The organism is Mycolicibacterium sp. ND9-15 (assembly GCF_035918395.1).
Taxonomy (GTDB): Bacteria; Actinomycetota; Actinomycetes; order Mycobacteriales; family Mycobacteriaceae; genus Mycobacterium.
This window is the reverse complement of sequence record NZ_CP142362.1, coordinates 591,334-609,327: the sequence shown is the minus strand read 5'-3', so window position 1 is coordinate 609,327 and position 17,994 is coordinate 591,334. Positions and strand designations below refer to the sequence as shown.

Sequence of the window (17,994 nt, the reverse complement as noted above, 5' to 3'; positions counted from 1 at the left end):
ATGTGGTCATACCGGCTGGTTGCGCCGTATACGTTCGAACGAGACGAGATTCCGGAGAAAACGCCTGAGTCGCTGGGCGACCGACAGGTGCTGCTGCGCTTCCATGCCGCAGGTGTCTGCGGCAGCGACCTGCCGCCGTTTCGGGGCGTACGCGGCAAGATCGCGGGTGATCGAGGGCGCAGCGCGGCCGAGATGCCGGGCTTTCCCATCCACGAGGTGGTCGGGGAGGTCATCGCGAGCCGGCACCGCAGCCACGGCCTGGGGGACCGGGTGGTCGGCTGGGCATCCGGCTTCGACGGGTTGATGCAACAGGTGGTCGCCGACGGTGACGGGCTCGCCTACTACGACCCCAGACTCGGTCCACAGCACGCCGTCGCGCTGCAGCCGCTGGCCTGTGTGCTCTACGCGATCGAACAGCTGCCCAAGCTGAAGGGATTGCACGTCGCCGTGATCGGGCAGGGCTCGATCGGTCTGCTGTTCTCCTATGTCGCAAAGGCTTTCGGGGCACGTCGGGTGACCGGGGTCGATCCCGTCGACCGCGACGCGGTCGCCAAGGAGTTCGGCGTCGACGCGATCGTGCGTGCCACCAGCGACCGCTGGGTGAGCCACCTCGAGGCTGGTGACCGACCCGATGTCGTGATCGAAGCCGTCGGCCACCAGGTCGCCACCCTCGGACACGCGATCGAGGCCGCCGCACCGGGTGGAACCGTCTTCTACTTCGGGGTGCCCGACGACGACAGCTACCCGGTCAACATGCGCACCATGCTGCGCAACAACCTGACGCTGAAGTCAGGCGTGACACTCGATCGGCGCCGCATGCTGACCGCGGCCGACGAGTTCGCGCGGCGCCATCCCGACCTCATACCCGCCTACGTGACCCACACATTCGGCGTCGAGGACACTCAGGCGGCGTTCGAACTCGCGTGCCGGCCGGCACCGGACCGCATCAAGATCGCGATCGTGGAATGACCCCGAGCAGGCTGCAGGACGCGCTCGCCGACAAGGAGCGGGTGTGGGGTGGCTGGGTCGTCGGCCCCACCGTCATCGGTCCCGAGGAGTTCGCCCGCGCCGGTTACGACTACGTCGGATTCGACATCCAGCACGGCTATCTCGACGACGCTGACGTCGCGCTCCTGCTGCGGCGGTGCGAACATGTGCCGATCGCGACCGCAGTGCGCGTGGGATCGACCGATCCCGGGCCGATCGGCCGGGTGCTCGACGCGGGCGCCGACGCCGTGATCGTGGCGATGGTCGAATCGCCCGAGCAAGCCGCCGCGTCGGTCGCCGCGACGCGCTACGCGCCTGCGGGAGTGCGCAGTTACGGGCCTCTCAGTCCCAGCATCGGCCGCGAGCCCGCCGCACACGAAGAGCGGGCCACCGTGTTCGTGATGATCGAGAGTGCGCGGGGGTTGACCGCGGCCGAAGAGATCTGCGCAACGCCGGGCCTTTCCGGCATCTATGTCGGCCCGGCGGACCTGGCGATCTCGCTCGGGTACACACCTGCAGAAGCCTGGACCACCCCAGCGGTGCAAGACGCGATCGCCCGAATCGGAACCGCCGCCACGGACGCCGGGTTGGTCGCGGGCATCCACGCCGGGTCGGGGAAGGCCGCGAGGGCGATGACGGAGTTGGGCTTTCGAATGCTGACCCTGGCGTCGGAGTCTCAGGCGCTGCGCCACGGTGCGGCCGAGATCCTGCGGGAGGTTCGATGACGTCGACGGATCGCGTCGCCTTGGTGACGGGGGCCGCCCGGGGCCAGGGCGCGGCGATCGTGCGGCGGCTTCGCGGGGACGGCTTTCGTGTCGCGGCATGTGACCTGCTGGTCGACGAATTGACCCGCACAGTCGCGGAAGGCGGTGACGACGGCGTCATCGCGGTCGGCCTCGATGTGACCTCCGCCGAGCAGTGGACGGCGGCGGTGGAAACCGTCGCCGCACGGTTCGGGCCGGTGACGACGCTGGTGAACAACGCCGGGGTGCTGCACCGTGCGGCACTGGCGGACGAGACCCTCGCGGGATTCGAAAGCAGCTGGCGCGTCAACTGTCTCGGGCCGTTCCTGGGCATCCAGGCGACACTCGACCACCTCTGCCGAGCCCACGACGCGGCGATCGTGAACACCTGCAGTACCGGCGCCATGCGAGCGTTCCCGAACCATGCCGCCTACGGCTCGTCGAAGTGGGCGCTGCGCGGCCTCACCCAGATCTGCGCTGCCGAACTGGCTCCCAAAGGTATCCGCGTCAATGCGGTGTTCCCCGGTCCGATCGCGACGCCCATGCTGGACGACGCGACACAGACCAGGTTGACCGCGACGTTCGGTCGGCTCGGCCAGCCAAAGGAGGTGGCCGACGCGGTCGCCTATCTGGTGTCGGATCACGCGTCGTTCATCACCGGTGCGGAGCTCGCAGTGGACGGAGGCCAATGTCTCCGAATCGGATGAAGCATCGGATGAATCCGTCGGTAGGCATCATCGGCGCCGGACCCGGCGGGCTGGCAATGGGAATCTTCCTCCACGAAGCGGGCTTTCGCGATTTCACGATCTTCGACCGCGAGGACGGCGTCGGCGGAACCTGGCGGATAAACACGTACCCCGGTCTGGCCTGCGATGTGAAGTCACACCTGTACTCCTACTCGTTCGACCTGAACGCCGACTGGTCGCGACTGTGGTCGGGACAGAAGGAGATCCTCGAGTACTTCGAACGCTGTGCGCAGCGCTACCAGCTCGCGTCCAACCTGAAGCTGAACACCGAGATCGCCTCGGCGCGTTGGATGGGCGACGCATGGCAGCTGACCTCGGCCGCCGGCGAACACTACGTGTTCGACGTGGTGGTCTCCGCCGTCGGCCTGTTCACCCGGCCGGTGATGCCCGACCTCGTGGAGTCCGAGCCGTTCACCGGTACGCTGATGCACACGGCGCGGTGGGATCACGCCGTCGACCTCGCGGGCCGGCGAGTCGCCGTGCTGGGCACGGGATCGACCGCGGCACAACTTATTCCAGAGGTCGCCAAGGTCGCCGAACGGGTTTATTCGGTGCAGCGCTCTCCGACATGGATACTGCCCAAGCCCGACCGCGCGTACAGCGAACGCGAGAAGTGGGTATTCCGCAACATTCCGTTGGCCAAGAGGATCTACCGCACCAGGCTGTGGCTGCGCAGCGAGTCGAACATCTCCGTGATCGAGAACGGCAGCGACAAGACGCAGGAATTCAAGGCCATTGCGCTCAAAGCGCTCGAGGCGAGCGTCGCCGACGATGGGTTGCGCGACAAGCTGACTCCCGACCATCCGCTCGGCTGTAAGCGGTTGGTGTTCGCGACCGATTATCTGAAGGCATTGACGCAACCGCACGTGGAGGTCGTCGCCAGCCCGGCACGAACGCTGCGGGCCCGGTCGCTGGTGACCGAAGACTGCACCGAACTCCACGTCGACGTGGTGCTCTGCGCGACGGGCTACGCCGCTGCCGATTACCTGGGGCAGATCGAGGTAGTGGGCGAGAACGGGGTGACGCTGCGCGAAACGTGGAGTGACGGGGCATACGCCTATCTGGGCATGGCGGTGCCGGGCTTCCCGAACTTCTTCATGCTCTACGGGCCCAACACCAACGTCGGCTCCAACAGCGTGATCTTCATGCTCGAGGCGCAGGCGCACTACGTCATGCGTGCGCTGAAGTACCTGCGGCGCAAGGGCGGATCCTATATCGCGGTGCGGCCCCAGGCCATGACGGAGTTCCTGGCCAAGATCGATCGCTGGATGGAGGGCACTGTGTGGCTCACCCGATGCAGCAACTACTTCCGCGCCGCCAACGGACGAGTCGTCACCCAGTGGCCACGCAGCGCGCGCACCTTCTGGGCGATGACCCGGCGGTTCAGGGCAACTGACTACACGTTCGATCCGCCGCCGAAGCAGCGGGTGCCCGACACGGTGACCCAGACGGCGGCGAGACGCTGAGGCCGTGACCATCATCGACCGTCTCGACCCCGCCTTACGCCACCTGGCGGAGGCCCGCACCGATCTGTCACCCGGAGTGCTCGGCGTTGTTCGCGACTCACTGAACCGGCGTCGGGCCGAAACGGTCAAGACGGTCAACGACGTCGGTGTCGAGATCGAGAATCGGATGGCCCGCTCGGTTCCGGTGCGGATCTACCGCGGCGGACCCGCCCCGGCCCCTGCGGTGATCTATTGCCACTCGGGCGCATTCGTGTTGGGCAACCTCGACACCGACCATCTGCAGTGTGTCGAGTTAGCCAGGCGCGGTTGTTGCACGGTGCTGTCGGTCGACTACCGGTTGGCGCCCGAGCATCCCTACCCGGCGGCGCTGGACGACGCTGCTGCCGTGCTGAACTGGGCGACCGAGTGCGCGGCCGAACTCGGGATCGATGCCTCCAGGCTGGCGGTCGGAGGAACCAGCGCAGGCGCCGCGCTGGCCGCGGGGCTAGCGCAGCGCGCTGCGGAGTCGGCGGCACCGCCGGTGCTGTTCCAGTTGCTGCACCAACCGGTGCTCGACGATCGGCCCACCGGTTCCAAAAACGAGTTCGCCACGACTCCGGGTTTCGACGCCCCCGCGGCCGCGATGATGTGGCGGCATTACCTAGCCGACGCGCCTGCCCAAGCCGCTGCGGTGCCCGCTCGCGTGACCGACTTGTCCGGTGTGCCAAGCGCTTTCATCAGCTGTTCGGAACTCGACCCGCTGCGTGACGAGGCCGTCGATTATGCGAGGCGACTGATGCGCGCCGGTGTCGCCGCCGAACTGCACGTGTTCCCCGGCACCTGTCACGGGTTCGACTCGCTGGCCCCGGAGTGGGACGTCAGCGTCCGGCTGTTCGAGCTTGCGGGCGCGGCGCTGCGGCGTGCGCTGCACGGGAGCTAGTGTTCGCGCGTCTGATACGCACGCTCGAAGCGGCGCGAGCGTGCGCAAGTGTCGCTCTTTCGCGGCGTGTTGCTCTGCAGACCCGCACGCTCGGGCAACACTTCAAGCGAGTTCGCGGGCGATCGCGGCGTGGTAGGTGTCGATGTGCGCCGGGTTCACCGCCCGGAAGAACGCGTCCGGCAGGGGGGCATGCTTGTAAGCCTCGACCGTCATCGTCCGGGTGAACAGCGTGATGTCTTCGCCCGGACTGGTGAAGTGGTACTGGACGGTGATGCGGCCTTCCATACCGCCGTTGCCGTCGCGGTCGTGGCCGAGTCGTCCGACCGAGGTGAAAACCCACAGGGTCGGACGTGCGGCGATGGCGAGGTGCCAGGTGAAGATGCGGTCACCGTCGGGACCGGTCTCGGTCCAGGTGTCGCCGACCCTCAACGGCAGGTGGTCCGGCAGCCCGCCGATGTGCGCGCTGGTGGGATAGGTCTTGGGCCAGTTCGCCGGGTTCGTCACGAAATCGTAGATCGCCTCCGGCGCCTGACTGAACGCGGTTTCCGAGCTGGTGGTGACGATGCCCAATGTGCTGCCTTCCGTGGAGGACGGTACGGACTTTACAACTAACCGCAATAGTGTCACGGTGTCCAGGTGGACTTCTCGCGCGTGCAGCTCAGTGAGGACGACCAGACGTTCCGCGACGAGCTCCGCGGTTTCCTGCGTTCTGTGGTGACCGACGAGGTGATCCGGCGGGACCGCGAAACCGGTGAGAACTTCGATGAGGACGTGCATCTGGCACTGGGCGCCGAGGGCTACCTGGCGGCCGACTTCAAGGCCGAGTCCGAAGGCGGGTTCAGCCTGGTGCGCCGGCGGATCTGGGAGCTCGAGATCGGTCGTGCCCACGCCCCGTGGTTCCACTGGCCCACCACGTCGATGGTCGCGCACTGTCTGCAGCAGTTCGGTTCCCAAGAACTGCAAGACGAAGTGCTGCCGCGGGTGCTTTCGGGGCACGTCCGGCTGTGCCTCGGCTACACCGAGCCCGAAGGCGGCTCTGACGTCGCGACGTGCAAGACGCGCGCGGTGCGGGAGGCGGATGGATCGAGCTGGGTCATCAATGGCTCGAAGATGTTCACGTCGAACGCGCAGAACGCGCAGTACGTCTTCCTGATCACCAACACCGACCCCGATGCGCCGAAACACCAGAGCCTCACCATGTTCCTGGTGCCGCTGGGCTCCCCGGGCATCGAGATCCAGCCGATTCGCACCGTCGACGGCGACCGCACCAACATCACCTACTACAGCGACGTGCGGGTCGCCGACAGGTACCGCGTCGGTGATGTCAACGGTGGCTGGACGGTGTTGCGCGACGCGCTGAACGCCGAACACGGCACCGTCGAACGAGACGACGAGGGCCTGCACAAGCTGGCGACCATGACCGAGCACCTGCTGTTGCTCGCCGAGGCGGTCGACCACATTGCGGCCGTTGCGAGCGACGAGGATTCGGTCAGACACCGCCTCGGTCGCGCGATCGCCCGGATCGAGGCGGCGATGAGCACATCGGACATGTTCGGGCGGGTGGCGAACGCGCAGACGATGCGCGACGTCACGCCGGATCTGATGGACCTGCTGGGTACCGCGTCGAGTCTGCCGGCCGGCGTCGAGGGCGCCGCGGACGACGGGGGAGCGGAGTACATCTTCCGGTTGGCCGGGCCCACCGGAGTCTACGGCGGCACGCTGGAGGTGTTCCGCAACATGATCGCCCAGCATGCGCTGGGGCTCGGACGCCCGAACTACTCGCCGCCGGCCAGGCGCCCGGCCTGATGGGCGAGACGAGCCGGTTTTAGCGCTGAGGGTCGTGGCATCGTGGCGAACAGCCCTGTGCAATACCGAGCGCTCCCGGCCAAGCGGCCCGGCTAGAGGCGCGCGATGACTTCGGAAGCCAGCAGGTCCAGGGTCTCGTCGGACGCGCGGTCGTGGGTGAACAACACGATCTGCCCGAATCCCAGCGACTGCAGTTCGCCGATACGGTCGACGATCACGGGCGGCGTCCCGACCAAACCCCCTTCGTCGAGCCCGAATGCCGGTACACCGAACCGTCTTTCGGCGAGTCGACGCACCTCCGGCAGCGAGGCGTCGTCGGGTGCCAGCGCCATCACCGCCTCGACCGACAGAAGAATCGTTGACGGATCGCGACCGATGTCCTCGCAGATAGACCGCAGCACCGACACCTTGTGTTCCAGTTCGCCGAGCGCGTAGGTGGGTACGTTCCACACGTCGGCGTACCGGGCGACCAGCGGCAGCGTGTACTTCTCGCCGACGCCGCCGACCACGATCGGCGGTCTCGGCTGCTGGACCGGCCCGGGTTTGACCGGAAAATCCGAAACGGTGAAGTGCTTGCCGCGAAAGTCGATCCGCTCGTCGGTGAAGGCCTGCGTCACGATCTCCAGCGTCTCGCCGAGCCGTTCGGAGCGCTCCCGAAACGACTCCCAGGGCAGCCCGACCCGGCGGTGCTCGTCCTCGATCGACCCGCTGCCGAGGCCGAGTTGCAGCCGGCCCGCGCAGATCTGGTCGAGCGTGGTGGCCATCTTGGCCAGCACCGCGGGATGGCGAAACTGATTGCACAGCACCATGTGTCCGATCCGGATGCGCTCGGTGTTTGCGAGCAACGCCGTGGCCAGCGTCCACGCCTCCAGCGACGGGTAGTCCGGCACACCAGGTCCGAAGAGGTGGTCGTAGAGCCACAGCGAGTCGACGCCGAGATCTTCACACCGCCGGGCGCGATGCAGCATCTGCTCGTAGGTGAACCCCATCTGCGGTAGGTAGACGCCGATCTCCGGCTTGCCCATATCTGGAGTCATCCGCGTCCCATCCTGCCGACCCTGTACTTTCCGCGGTTCGCATGGTAACGACATTCTCAGAAATTGAGAAGAACGTTCTAGACGGGACACAATATGCGGTTCACTTTCACCCACCCGATGCACAGCCACCCGTACAACCCAGAGCTGGTCACGGGCAAGGGGATTGCAACGGTCGCGGCCGCCGCCGAGGCGGCGGGATTCCACGGCTTCGGCTTCACCGACCACCCGGCGCCGACGCAGCGCTGGCTGCAGGCGGGCGGACACGATGCGGTGGACCCCTTCGTGGCGATGGGCTATGCGGCCGCAACCACGACGTCGCTGCGCCTCATCCCGAACATCGTCGTGCTGCCCTACCGCAACCCCTTCGTCGTCGCCAAGTCCGGCGCCACACTGGACCTGCTGTCGGACGGGCGGTTCACCCTCGGGGTGGGAGTCGGCTATCTGAAACGGGAATTCGCCGCGCTCGGAGTCGATTTCGAGGAACGAGCCGCACTGTTCGAGGAAGCGCTGGAGGTCATCCGCGGAATCTGGACCACCGACGACTTCTCCTATGAGGGCCGACACTTCACCGCCAGCGGCATCACCGCGCATCCCCGGCCCCTCAGCGACCCCCACCCACCGATCTGGATCGGCGGCAACACCGCCGCCGCCCGCAAGCGCGTCGTCACCCACGGCGACGGGTGGTGTCCGTTCCCTGCGCCGGCCGTGCTGGCCCAAACCGCGCGCACCGCGGCGATGGACGCTCAGACGCTGGCCTCGGGCATCGACGACCTCCGGCGCCGGTTCGACGAGGCCGGACGCGACTGGTCGCGAATCGATATCACGTTCACCAACCCCGACGGAGGGAGCCCCGGCGACGACGGCTTCAACGCCGATGCCTACCTCTCGGGCCTGGAGAGGCTGGGCGCGATCGGGGTGACGTGGGTACAGGTCGGGCTGCCCGGCGACAGCCTCACGCACGTGCTGGAGACCATCGAGCGGTTCGGTGAGTCGGTGATCGCCGCAGCCTGATGCGAGATTTCGGCCGAAAGTCGAGCACAAGCTCACGTTGGGCGACGGCGACGGCGGGGCGGCGGAAGTCAGCCCGGCAGTTCGGCCAGCACCTGCGCACGGATGGCATCGAAGCTGAAGAACCCCTTGATCGGTAGCGTTTCCGGCGGCGGGTCCGGATAGCTCCATGCGACGTCCTCGACCGTCGCATCCCCGATGACGGCCGACCAGTACGTCGCGTAACCCTTGTAGTTGCAGTAGCTGCTGGTCTGTGACTGCCGCAGCAGGTCGGTCCGCACATGCGCCGGAGCGACGTAGAGGCGGGGTTCCAGCGATGTCTCGAAGACGATCACCGTCTCGGTCGTGTCGACCAGCGGTTCGCCTGCCACCGTCACCCGCAGCGCGCGATTCGTCGGCCGACAGTCAACCCGGTGATACGGGTTGGGCGGATAGTGCACGAGCGTGCGGCCCTCCTCGAGCCAGGTGTCGACCGCATCCCAGGGCACATGGACGAACCCGGGCGCCTCCGCGACCGGTTCGCACGGGAGGTCGCCGACCACGTCGGCGGGAAACGCGTAGCTGAGCGGGTGGTCGCGACGGTGCACCATCAGCGCCCGCTCGGTGTCAAGGACCTGGCGCCCGTCGCGCAGGGCCTGCACGCGCCGCCGGTGCGGTTCGACGAACACCACGCCGTCAGGTAGTGCCGGGGTGAACCAACCGGCAGGATCGTTGCTCAGCGGCCCGCGGGCGGCGACCAGACTCATGCTGTTCAGCTTTACAAATTTCGACCACAGCGTCAGTTCTTCTCCGGACTTGCATGAGGTCGAGTGCAATTGGGAAGCCGGTACGAAGACAACGCGTCGGGGGCGGGGATGAAGCGACTCAACGGGGTGGACGCGCTGATGCTGTACAGCGAGACGCCCGAGATCCACATGCACACGCTCAAGATCGGCATCCTCGATGTGTCGGGCGTCGAAGGCTACAGCTTCGAGATGTTCCGTGAAATCGCGTATCCGCGGCTGATGGGGCTGTCCGCGTTGCGCTATCTCCTCGTAGACATCCCGTTGAGACTTCATCATCCGATGTGGTGGGAAACCCCCGATATCGACCTCGACTACCACCTCCGCCAAGCGCGCGTACCGGAGCCGGGTGGGCGTCGCGAACTCGACGACCTGATCGGTGAGATCGCGAGCACGCCGTTGGACCGAAGTCGTCCGTTGTGGGAGATGTACGTCGCCGAGGGACTGGCCGACGACCGGATCGCGATCATCCACAAGGTGCACCACGTGCTGGCCGACGGTGTCGCGTCGGCGAACCAGTTGGCCAAAGCGTTCGAACCCGACGCGCCGTCTCCGATCAGGGTCGTCGCCGACCCCACCGAGCGAACGACCGCGCAACTGCTCAAAGCCGCCGGCCGCGACCACGCGCACCTCATCCGCAAGCTGCCCCGGCTGATGAGCGAGACCGCCGCCGGGGTGTCGCGGGTTCGTAAGCGCGCCGGCGAGCGTGGCCGACATCCCGAATTGGCCCGCAGCTTCGCACCGCCACAGAGCTTCATCAACCATGTCGTCTCGCCCGGACGGCGCTTCGCGACGGCCCCGCTGTCGTTGCCCGAGGTCAAGCAGACCAGCAGGCAGCTGGGCGTCACGCTCAACGACATCGTGTTGGCGACCGCCGCGGGCGCGCTGCGCACACTGCTGCTGCGCTACGACGGGCGGGCCGACGCGCCGCTGATCGCCGGCGTCCCGGTCAGCACGGACCCGTCGCCGGATCGGTTGGTGGGCAACGAGTTCACCTACATGATGCCGTCGCTGCCGGTACACATCGACGACCCACTGGAACGGGTCAGGCTCACCGCGGTGTCGACGAAGATCGCCAAAGACAGCCATCAACTGCTCGGGCCGACTGTGCTGCCCGCCTGGATGTCCTACCTGCCGCCGGCGTTGGCGCCGAAGTTCTTTCGGATGCAGTCCCGCCGAATGGGGTCCGGTGGGGTGATGAACCTGACCATCTCCAACGTGGCGGGACCCCGCGAACGTGGACAGGTCGCGGGCGCCGTCTGCAGCGAGATCTATTCGGTTGGGCCCGTCGTTACCGGCAGCGGAATGAACATCACGGTGTGGAGCTACGTCGACCAACTCGCCATATCGGTGCTGACCGACGATCGCACGCTCACCGACCCGCACGAGGCGACCGACGCGCTACTGGATTCCTTCGCCGACATCCGCCGCGCCGCGGGGCTCCCCGGTGAGTTGGCCACCATGGGTTCGACCCTGCCGCTGGCCACCGCCTCGCGTCGGCCGACGGTGTAGGGCCGGAGAAACCTGACCTTTACAGATCAGCGCAATAGTGTCACGCTCTAGGGGTGCCGGCGCGTCCCCTCGACTGGCGTCGCTGACCTGACGGATAGGAACCATGGCAACTCGACTCTCCACCGATGACATCGTGTCGGCCGACTGTGCGCAGGCTGCCGTCGGCCCGCTCAAACATCATCGACTCACCATCCTGGCGGCCGGCCTGGCCGACGTGGTCGGGCTCGCGGGCGGTTGGCTGTTCGACCGGGCGCGGGCCGGCTGGGACGTCAACGTCCGGGTCGAGGGCTGCCGGGATGTGCGCCCGCTGGTGATACTCGGCGCGAGCGCGGTCGAGGGGCCGGCCGAAACCGTCCTGCGCGATGTGGCCTGCGATGGTGCGCTCGCGGTCAGCACGAGGCTGCTGCGGGCGGATTCGCGCGTTCGCGCCCACGTCTACGACCTGGCGAAGGGTGGCGGCGCCGAGGTGATGGCGTGGGGCGAGGACTGGCCGGTGGAACTCGGCGGCCGCATCGACGCCGTCGAGCACCGGTTGAGTGTCGCGGCGCGCGCGTTCAAAGCCCAGGCGCTCATCGCGGCGAAATCGGATCGGGCTGTCAGCGCCACCGAGACCCTGTTCGACCTGGCGACCGAGTCGATCCGGCCGCTGTACCCGGTCTAACGAATCCAGCCGCGCCGGCGCAGCCACCAGTCGCGCGCGACCGCGGCGAGGATCAGCACGGCGAACCCGATCAGGAAGAGGTCCTCGACGCGTCCGGTGTGGTTGCCGTGGATGAGGGCCAGCAGAAACAGCGCCGCGATGATGCCGCCGATGTGGAAGAACTTGACGTTCTCCTTCGACCAGCCCCATTCAGCCGACGGCACGTCTTCGACGTCGACTCCGGTGTGTCGCTCCACCTCGGTGTTGGCCACGGCTGCTCCTCACGGTCGGGCTGGTACTGCCGACATTCTGGCATATGCCTAAAACAGGCCTACTACGCGCGCCGTAGGGTGTTGCGTCATGACACCGCGGACGCGAGGAGCAGAACGGCGGATGCAGTTCGACGGCAAGGTCGCCTTCATCACCGGCGCGGCGCGGGGGCAGGGCCGGGCGCACGCGGTCCGATTCGCCGAGGAGGGCGCCGACATCGTCGCGGTCGACCTGTGCGAGCAGATCGACAGCGTCGCCTACCCCATGGCGACCCCGGAGGACCTCGACGAAACCGTCAACCTGGTGGAGAAGGCCGGTCGCCGGATCATCGCCGAACGCGGTGACGTCCGCGACCTCGGGCGACTACAGGACATCGCGGCGAAGGCAGCGGCGGAGTTCGGGCGCATCGACTTCGTGCTCGCCAATGCCGGAATCCTGCCCGCAGCGGGGGAGCAGGGGCGCGGTATCTCCGCATTCGTCGACGCGGTGAACGTCATGCTCAACGGCGTCTACTACACGATCACCGCGACGCTGCCCGCCCTGCTCGCGCACGGCGACGGCGGAGCCATCGTCATCACCAGTTCGGCTGCGGCGTTCAAACCCGTCACTGTGGACTTCGGCACGATGAACCACGGCGCGGCGGGTTACACGGCGGCCAAGCACGGTGTCATCGGGGTGATGCGGCACTTCGCACGAGCGCTGGCGGAGAAGAACATTCGCGTCAACTCCGTGCACCCGGGCGGGGTAGCCACGCCGATGATCTACAACGAGGCGCTGGCCGAGTGGTCGGGCGAACATCCGGCATTCAGTGTGTCCCAGCAACCGCTGCTCAACGTTCCACCGGTGGAGCCGGAGGCCATCAGCGACGCGATGGTGTACCTGTGCGGCGCGTCCGGTAGGTACCTGACCGGAGTGGCACTGCCGGTCGACGGCGGCCAGATCGTCAAGTGATGTCGGTGTACCGGCGCAGCGCCTCCTTGCGCTCGGCGGCGTGGTCGACGATGGGTGCCGGGTAGCTGTCGTCGTCGAGTTCGGGCACCCAGCGCCGCACATAGCTGCCGTCGGGGTCGAACTTGGCGCCCTGGGTGGTGGGGTTGAAGACGCGGAAGAACGGCGCGGCGTCGGTCCCGGTGCCCGCCACCCACTGCCAACCGTGCTGGTTGTTGGCCATGTCGCCGTCGATCAGCTGCTCGAGAAACCAGCGCGCCCCCCATTGCCACGGCAGGTGCAGATCCTTGACCAGAAACGAGGCGACGATCATCCGGACCCGGTTGTGCATCCACCCGGTCTCGGCCAGTTGGCGCATGCCGGCGTCGACGATCGGGAACCCCGTGCGTCCCGCCTTCCATGCCTCGAACCGCCGCTGCGCCTCGGCGCCGTCGTCGTGTTTCATCCCGTCGAACAAGGGGTTCCAGTTCCGCCAGACGCTGCGTGGCCACTCGTTGAGGACCGCGGCGTAGAAGTCGCGGAAAGCCAGCTCCCGTAGATACGCCTGCGCGCCGTCGCTCCTACCGAGGTCGACGACCATGGTCCGGGGATGGATGGTCCCGAACTTCAAATGCGCCGACATCCGGCTGGTGGCATCCAGGTCGGGGCGGCTCCGCTCGTCGGCATAGCCGTCGAGCCCGTTGTCCACGAACGTCTTCCACTGCTTACGGGCAGCCGTCTCCCCGGCGGGGAGCTCGAGGTCGCCCCCGGCATCGGGGACGTTCACCGCGCCGGACACCTCGGCTGGGTCGAGCCAGCGCGCCGATTCCGGGCCCGATCGGGCGGGTTGGCGCCAACCATGTTCACGCCAGGCGCCGTAGAAGGGCGTGAACACCTTGTAGGCGGTGCCGTCTTGTTTGGTCACCCGACCGGGCGACACCAGATACGGCGAGCCCGACGCCTGAAGCGGGATCTCGTCGAGCGCGGCCCCCACCGCGTGGTCGCGCCGACGACCGAACGGCGTGTGGTCCGCGGAGACGTGCACCGCCGATGCGCCGATCTCCTTGGCCAGAAACGGTACTCGCTGCTCGGGCCGCCCCCGTGTCACGAACAGCTTGCCGTCGAGGCTGTCATGCAGAGCGCGTAGCGCGTCGTAGAGGTACCGCAGTCGCCGGGGTCCGGCCGACGCTTCGAGCCGGGGGTCGAGGACGTAGCAGGCGAGTACCTCGCCGTCGGCGGTCGCCGCGGCCAGCAGTGGCGGTAGGTCGTGCAACCGCAGATCGCGTCGAAACCACAACAATGCGGGCATGGCATTGATGCTGCCCCGAATTCGCGGTAGAGAAACAGGATGGAGTTCTGGTCGGGCACCGCGTTCACGAAAACGTCAGAGATCCTCGGCCTCGCGCGCGCGTTCGACGAGGCCGGCTACGACGGGATGGTCTGCTCGGACCACATGATCTATCCCCGCGAGCTGAGCTCGCCGTATCCGGATTCGCCGACCGGTAAGCCGATGTGGGCGCCCGAGACCCCGTGGCCGGACTGCTGGGTGCAGATCGGTGCGATGGCGGCGGTCACCACCCGGCTGCGGTTCTCCAACGCCGTCTACATCGCGCCGGCCCGTCCGCTGCTGGAGGTGGCCAAGCAGGTCGCGACGGCGTCGGTGCTGTCCGGCGGCCGGGTGTCGCTGGCCGCGGGCGTCGGGTGGATGCGCGAGGAGTACGAGTTGATGGGCCAGGATTTCGGCACCCGCGGCAAGCGGCTCGACGAGATGATCCCCGCGCTGCGGGAACTGTGGCGCGGCGGGTGGGTGTCGTGGAGCGGCGAGTACTACCAGGTGCCCGAGATGATGATCGAACCTCATCCGGCGGCGCCGGTGCCCATCCTTTGCGGAGGGGAGTCCGAGGCCGCGCTGCGTCGGGCAGCACGACTGTGTGACGGCTGGGTCGGCTACGCGTACCGATGGGACGAGGCCGTCGGCTACGCGCAGAAGCTGCGCGCGCTACGGCGCGAGTACGGCCGTGAGGATGAGCCTTTCGACATCATGCTGGCGCTGCTCGAACCCCCGTCACCGGACTTGTACAAGCGGGCCGAAGACGCCGGCATCACCGCGGTGATGTGCAGTCCGTGGATGGGCATGGACCTGGAGCCCGGGGGTGTCGAGAGATATCGGGAGCCCATCGAGCAGTTCGCCGAGACGATCATCGCCAAGGTGCGCGCATGAGCTTCTCCGACGGCGAGATCCGCGACCTGGTCGAGCGCCTCTACACGTCGGTGGACCGGCGGGACTGGGAGACGGTAAAGGCCCTGGTCTCGCCTCGACTGGTCGTCGAGGTCGGCAGTGGACCGCCGGTCGGCTGGCAGGAGTGGCGGGCATACCTCGAAGAGTTCACCCGCGCGTTTTCCGACGGCCGGCATGTGATCGAGGAGGTTCTCGTCGACGGCTCCCACGGCATCTCCAGGTTCACATTCACCGGCACCCACGACGGCGAGTTCCGCGGCATCGCGCCGACCGGCGCCAAGGTTTCGATCGCCGGCATCCAGATCGACCGGTTCCAGGGCGACACGTTGGTCGCGCATCGCGGTCAAACCGATGTCCACGGCCTGTTGCAGCAGGTGGTACCGCATAGCCGCGCCCGGGGAGGGCAGCCCGGCTGGGGGTGGCACGGGCTGCCCTCGATCCTGTTGTGGCACAGGTCAGTTCGGGGGCATGAGCACCGAGTCGATGAGGTAGACGGTCGCGTTGGCCGTCTGTACGCCGCCGCACACCACCGAGGCGTCGTTGACCTTGAGGTCGTTCCCGCCGCCGGTCACGGTGACGTCGGCACCCTGCACGGTCTTGTGCGTACCGACCACCTGTGCCGGGCCGGCCTGCCCGGGCACGACGTGGTAGGTCAGGATGCTGGTCAAGAGCGCCGCGTCGGTCTTGAGCTGCTCGATGGTGGCCGGGTCGATCTTGGCGAACGCGTCATCGGTAGGCGCGAACACCGTGAACTGACCGCCGTTGAGCGTGTCGACGAGGTTCACCCGCGGATTGAGTTGACCTGAAACGGCTTTCGTCAGCGTCGTCAGCAGCGGGTTGTTCGAGGCGGCGACCGCGACCGGGTCCTGGGCCATGCCCATCACCGAGCCCGGACCCACCGGCACCTGCTGCGCATAGCCCGCGCACCCGGGGCCCACCATCTCGGCCTGGGCCGTGGTCGCGGTGCCCAGCATCAGGCCGGTGGCTCCCAGTGCGGCCAAGCCTGCGCTGACCATCTTCTTCCTGGTATTCATCACTCGCACTCCATTTCTGGTCGGGACGGCACTGCGCCGCCGGAACTGCGATCACTATTCGGAGCTGACTGGAATCCGGATGGGTCGCAATTGTCAGCCGTAGGTGAATGAGAACGCCTGCAGGCCTTGACTCAGCTGGACCTCGAGCGTGCCACGGCGGACATCGTCGTCGCCGACGAGCTGTCGCAGCGTCGGCGGACCGTCGACCGCGATCCGGCGGGATTCGCCGCCGCGCGTCACCGTCACCGTGCCGGTGCCGCCGACCACCAGGTAGACGTTGCGGGCGCGATAGTCGAGCCGGATGCTCGAGTCCGGACCCTCGGCGGTGGCGCCCTGGTAGTCGAGCGCCCAGCGCCCTCGAAGCCCGAAACTGTCCTCGGGCAAGCGTTTCGGATACTCGAAGGTGAATACGCCTTCGTCGTAGGCTCCGGGACCGCCGTAATTGACCATCTTGCCGACACCGAGGTACGTCTCGGGGGTGAGGTCGCGCGACGGGGTGGAGTCGGTCTTCTCCGTGGCGGGTGGCAGGTCAGCGGCGGGGTTCGCCTCCGAAAGCAGTTGCCGGATCAACTGTTCGGTCCTCGCGTAGTCGCCCTCGCCGAACTTGATGTGCCGCACCGTGCCGTCGGCATCGATCAGGTACTTGGCCGGCCAGTACCGGTTACGGTAGTTCGTCCACGTGGAGTAGTTGGTGTCGAGCGCGACGGGATAGGTGATGCCCAGGTCTCGAGCGCCGCTGCCAACGTTGGCCGGTACCCGCTCGAAGGCGTACTCGGGTGTGTGCACACCGATCACCTCGAATCCGGCGTCTTCGTATGCGGCGTACCAGTCGACGACGTGGGGAACCGCGCGCTGACAGTTGATGCACGAGTACGCCCAGAAGTCGATGAGAACAACCTTGCCGCGCAGCGATTTCAGGTCGACCGGGGCGCCGCCGGGGGTGTTCTGCCAACCGGTGATGCCCGTGAGATCGGGCGCCGTGCCGCAACTCTCCAACTCGGGCGCACCGTTGGTGCAGTTGGACAGCATTCGGTTCTGGTCGTTGACCAGCCCGCCGAGGTTGAGCTGTTCCCGGATCTGGTCTTCGCCGCCGACCCTCTCCTGAAGCGTGCCGGTGTAATCGGGGATGGCGCGCTGCAGCGCGGCGGGCAGGTTTAACGCCAACGCGATCGCCAGCAGGATCGTGACCACACCGGCGGCGATGCGAATCTGGCGCTGACGGCTTCGGAAGGCCGCGACCCGTTCCGCGACGCGACGGCCCGCAAGAGCGAAGAACAGCAGCGGCAGCGCGGCGCCGATGGCAAAGGACAGGGTCAGCGCGACGGTGGCGATGCCGACGGTGCCGGTGGCGCCGGCGATGATGATGGCGGCCAGCACCGGACCCGCGCACGGCACGTACAGCACGCCGAGCGCCAGCCCGAGGCCGAAACCGCTTCTACCGGAGCCGAATTGCTTCTGGGGCAATCGCGCAAACGGCTTCTCCAGCAGCGCCTCGAATCGCGGGAAGATCAGCCCGGCACCGATCGCGACGAGCGCAATCAGCGCCACCCAGCGGATCGCGTCCTGGGGCAGGCGCAGCAGCGACAACACGGTCGAGCCGAGCAGGGTCACCGTCGAGAAGCTGGCCACCAGCCCGGCGATCACGAGGTAGGGGCGCAACCGCTCGACGAGTAAGGGCCGCGTCGCGGTTGCCGCGGGTGCGGCTCCACCGGCCTCGACGCGGGCGGTCTGGGTGCCGGAAAAGAAGATCACCGGCAGCACCGGCAGGATGCACGGCGAGATGCCGGTGATCAGCCCGCCGAGGAAGCCGATGAGAACGAGGGTGAACATGACCGGTCCTTAGGGCGCGCGAGCGGGCACGGAATCGCGCATGTGGAG

General features: G+C 67.4%; 18 protein-coding genes and 1 pseudogene. 12 read left to right on the top strand and 7 right to left on the bottom strand.

The window, feature by feature from the left end; genetic code table 11:
• Genes QGN32_RS03035 through QGN32_RS03015 form a run of 5 tightly spaced genes read left to right on the top strand, consistent with a single transcriptional unit; the run spans position 1 to position 4,861 of the window.
• On the top strand, positions 1-969 hold the full coding sequence (locus QGN32_RS03035; protein WP_326547198.1) for a zinc-binding dehydrogenase: 969 nt from the start codon (positions 1-3) through the stop codon (positions 967-969).
• The gene (locus QGN32_RS03030) at positions 966-1,712 is read left to right on the top strand and encodes an HpcH/HpaI aldolase family protein (protein WP_326547197.1); all 747 of its coding nucleotides are present in this window, start codon (positions 966-968) and stop codon (positions 1,710-1,712) included. Before QGN32_RS03035 ends, QGN32_RS03030 begins: the two co-directional genes overlap by 4 nt.
• A complete protein-coding gene (locus QGN32_RS03025; RefSeq protein ID WP_326547196.1) occupies positions 1,709-2,437 on the top strand; it encodes an SDR family NAD(P)-dependent oxidoreductase in 729 nt (242 codons plus the stop codon). The genes QGN32_RS03030 and QGN32_RS03025 overlap by 4 nt, the downstream gene beginning before the upstream one ends.
• Before the next feature lie 8 nt (positions 2,438-2,445).
• Positions 2,446-3,942 (top strand): flavin-containing monooxygenase, encoded by a 1,497-nt coding sequence (locus QGN32_RS03020; protein ID WP_326547195.1) that lies wholly within the window; start codon positions 2,446-2,448, stop codon positions 3,940-3,942.
• Positions 3,943-3,946: 4 nt separating this feature from the next.
• Complete coding sequence (locus QGN32_RS03015; protein ID WP_326547194.1) at positions 3,947-4,861, top strand: alpha/beta hydrolase; 915 nt, start codon at positions 3,947-3,949, stop codon at positions 4,859-4,861.
• A gap of 102 nt (positions 4,862-4,963) precedes the next feature.
• Here the strand turns inward: QGN32_RS03015 and QGN32_RS03010 are convergent, their stop codons facing one another.
• A complete protein-coding gene (locus QGN32_RS03010; RefSeq protein WP_326547193.1) occupies positions 4,964-5,431 on the bottom strand; it encodes an SRPBCC family protein in 468 nt (155 codons plus the stop codon).
• A 66-nt stretch (positions 5,432-5,497) separates the two neighbouring features.
• Here QGN32_RS03010 and QGN32_RS03005 point away from each other — a divergent pair, with 66 nt between their 5' ends.
• Positions 5,498-6,667, top strand: coding sequence for an acyl-CoA dehydrogenase family protein (locus tag QGN32_RS03005; RefSeq protein ID WP_326547192.1), 1,170 nt, complete (start codon positions 5,498-5,500; stop codon positions 6,665-6,667).
• A gap of 92 nt (positions 6,668-6,759) precedes the next feature.
• Here the strand turns inward: QGN32_RS03005 and QGN32_RS03000 are convergent, their stop codons facing one another.
• Positions 6,760-7,692, bottom strand: a complete 933-nt coding sequence (locus tag QGN32_RS03000) for a TIGR03560 family F420-dependent LLM class oxidoreductase (protein WP_326548904.1) — start codon at positions 7,690-7,692, stop codon at positions 6,760-6,762.
• A 105-nt stretch (positions 7,693-7,797) separates the two neighbouring features.
• On the opposite strand from QGN32_RS03000, the gene QGN32_RS02995 reads away from it, so the two are divergent.
• Entirely contained in the window at positions 7,798-8,715 is a 918-nt protein-coding gene (locus QGN32_RS02995; protein ID WP_326547191.1) for an LLM class F420-dependent oxidoreductase, read from the top strand.
• A 68-nt stretch (positions 8,716-8,783) separates the two neighbouring features.
• Here the strand turns inward: QGN32_RS02995 and QGN32_RS02990 are convergent, their stop codons facing one another.
• Positions 8,784-9,458 (bottom strand): DUF427 domain-containing protein, encoded by a 675-nt coding sequence (locus QGN32_RS02990; protein ID WP_326547190.1) that lies wholly within the window; start codon positions 9,456-9,458, stop codon positions 8,784-8,786.
• 108 nt (positions 9,459-9,566) lie between these two features.
• On the opposite strand from QGN32_RS02990, the gene QGN32_RS02985 reads away from it, so the two are divergent.
• Together QGN32_RS02985 and QGN32_RS02980 are read left to right on the top strand one after the other, a co-directional pair.
• Complete coding sequence (locus tag QGN32_RS02985; protein WP_326548903.1) at positions 9,567-11,006, top strand: WS/DGAT/MGAT family O-acyltransferase; 1,440 nt, start codon at positions 9,567-9,569, stop codon at positions 11,004-11,006.
• Between the two features lie 103 nt (positions 11,007-11,109).
• Entirely contained in the window at positions 11,110-11,667 is a 558-nt protein-coding gene (locus QGN32_RS02980; RefSeq protein WP_326547189.1) for a hypothetical protein, read from the top strand.
• Here the strand turns inward: QGN32_RS02980 and QGN32_RS02975 are convergent.
• Positions 11,664-11,918, bottom strand: coding sequence for a DUF2631 domain-containing protein (locus QGN32_RS02975; RefSeq protein ID WP_326547188.1), 255 nt, complete (start codon positions 11,916-11,918; stop codon positions 11,664-11,666). The genes QGN32_RS02980 and QGN32_RS02975 overlap by 4 nt on opposite strands.
• Before the next feature lie 88 nt (positions 11,919-12,006).
• Between QGN32_RS02975 and QGN32_RS02970 the strand changes: the two genes are divergently transcribed.
• Complete coding sequence (locus QGN32_RS02970) at positions 12,007-12,867, top strand: mycofactocin-coupled SDR family oxidoreductase (protein WP_326547187.1); 861 nt, start codon at positions 12,007-12,009, stop codon at positions 12,865-12,867.
• Here the strand turns inward: QGN32_RS02970 and QGN32_RS02965 are convergent.
• Complete coding sequence (locus tag QGN32_RS02965; RefSeq protein ID WP_326547186.1) at positions 12,860-14,152, bottom strand: cryptochrome/photolyase family protein; 1,293 nt, start codon at positions 14,150-14,152, stop codon at positions 12,860-12,862. The genes QGN32_RS02970 and QGN32_RS02965 overlap by 8 nt on opposite strands.
• 39 nt (positions 14,153-14,191) lie before the next feature.
• Here QGN32_RS02965 and QGN32_RS02960 point away from each other — a divergent pair, with 39 nt between their 5' ends.
• Together QGN32_RS02960 and QGN32_RS02955 are read left to right on the top strand one after the other, a co-directional pair.
• A complete protein-coding gene (locus QGN32_RS02960; protein ID WP_326547185.1) occupies positions 14,192-15,064 on the top strand; it encodes a TIGR03619 family F420-dependent LLM class oxidoreductase in 873 nt (290 codons plus the stop codon).
• Positions 15,061-15,399: pseudogene (locus tag QGN32_RS02955) on the top strand (ester cyclase); the annotation flags it as partial. The gene QGN32_RS02960 and the pseudogene QGN32_RS02955, both read left to right, overlap by 4 nt.
• A 138-nt stretch (positions 15,400-15,537) precedes the next feature.
• Here QGN32_RS02955 and QGN32_RS02950 read toward each other — a convergent pair.
• Positions 15,538-16,116 (bottom strand): fasciclin domain-containing protein, encoded by a 579-nt coding sequence (locus tag QGN32_RS02950; protein WP_326547184.1) that lies wholly within the window; start codon positions 16,114-16,116, stop codon positions 15,538-15,540.
• A 93-nt stretch (positions 16,117-16,209) separates the two neighbouring features.
• Positions 16,210-17,946 (bottom strand): cytochrome c biogenesis protein DipZ, encoded by a 1,737-nt coding sequence (locus tag QGN32_RS02945; protein ID WP_326547183.1) that lies wholly within the window; start codon positions 17,944-17,946, stop codon positions 16,210-16,212.
• Positions 17,947-17,994 lie beyond the last annotated feature (48 nt).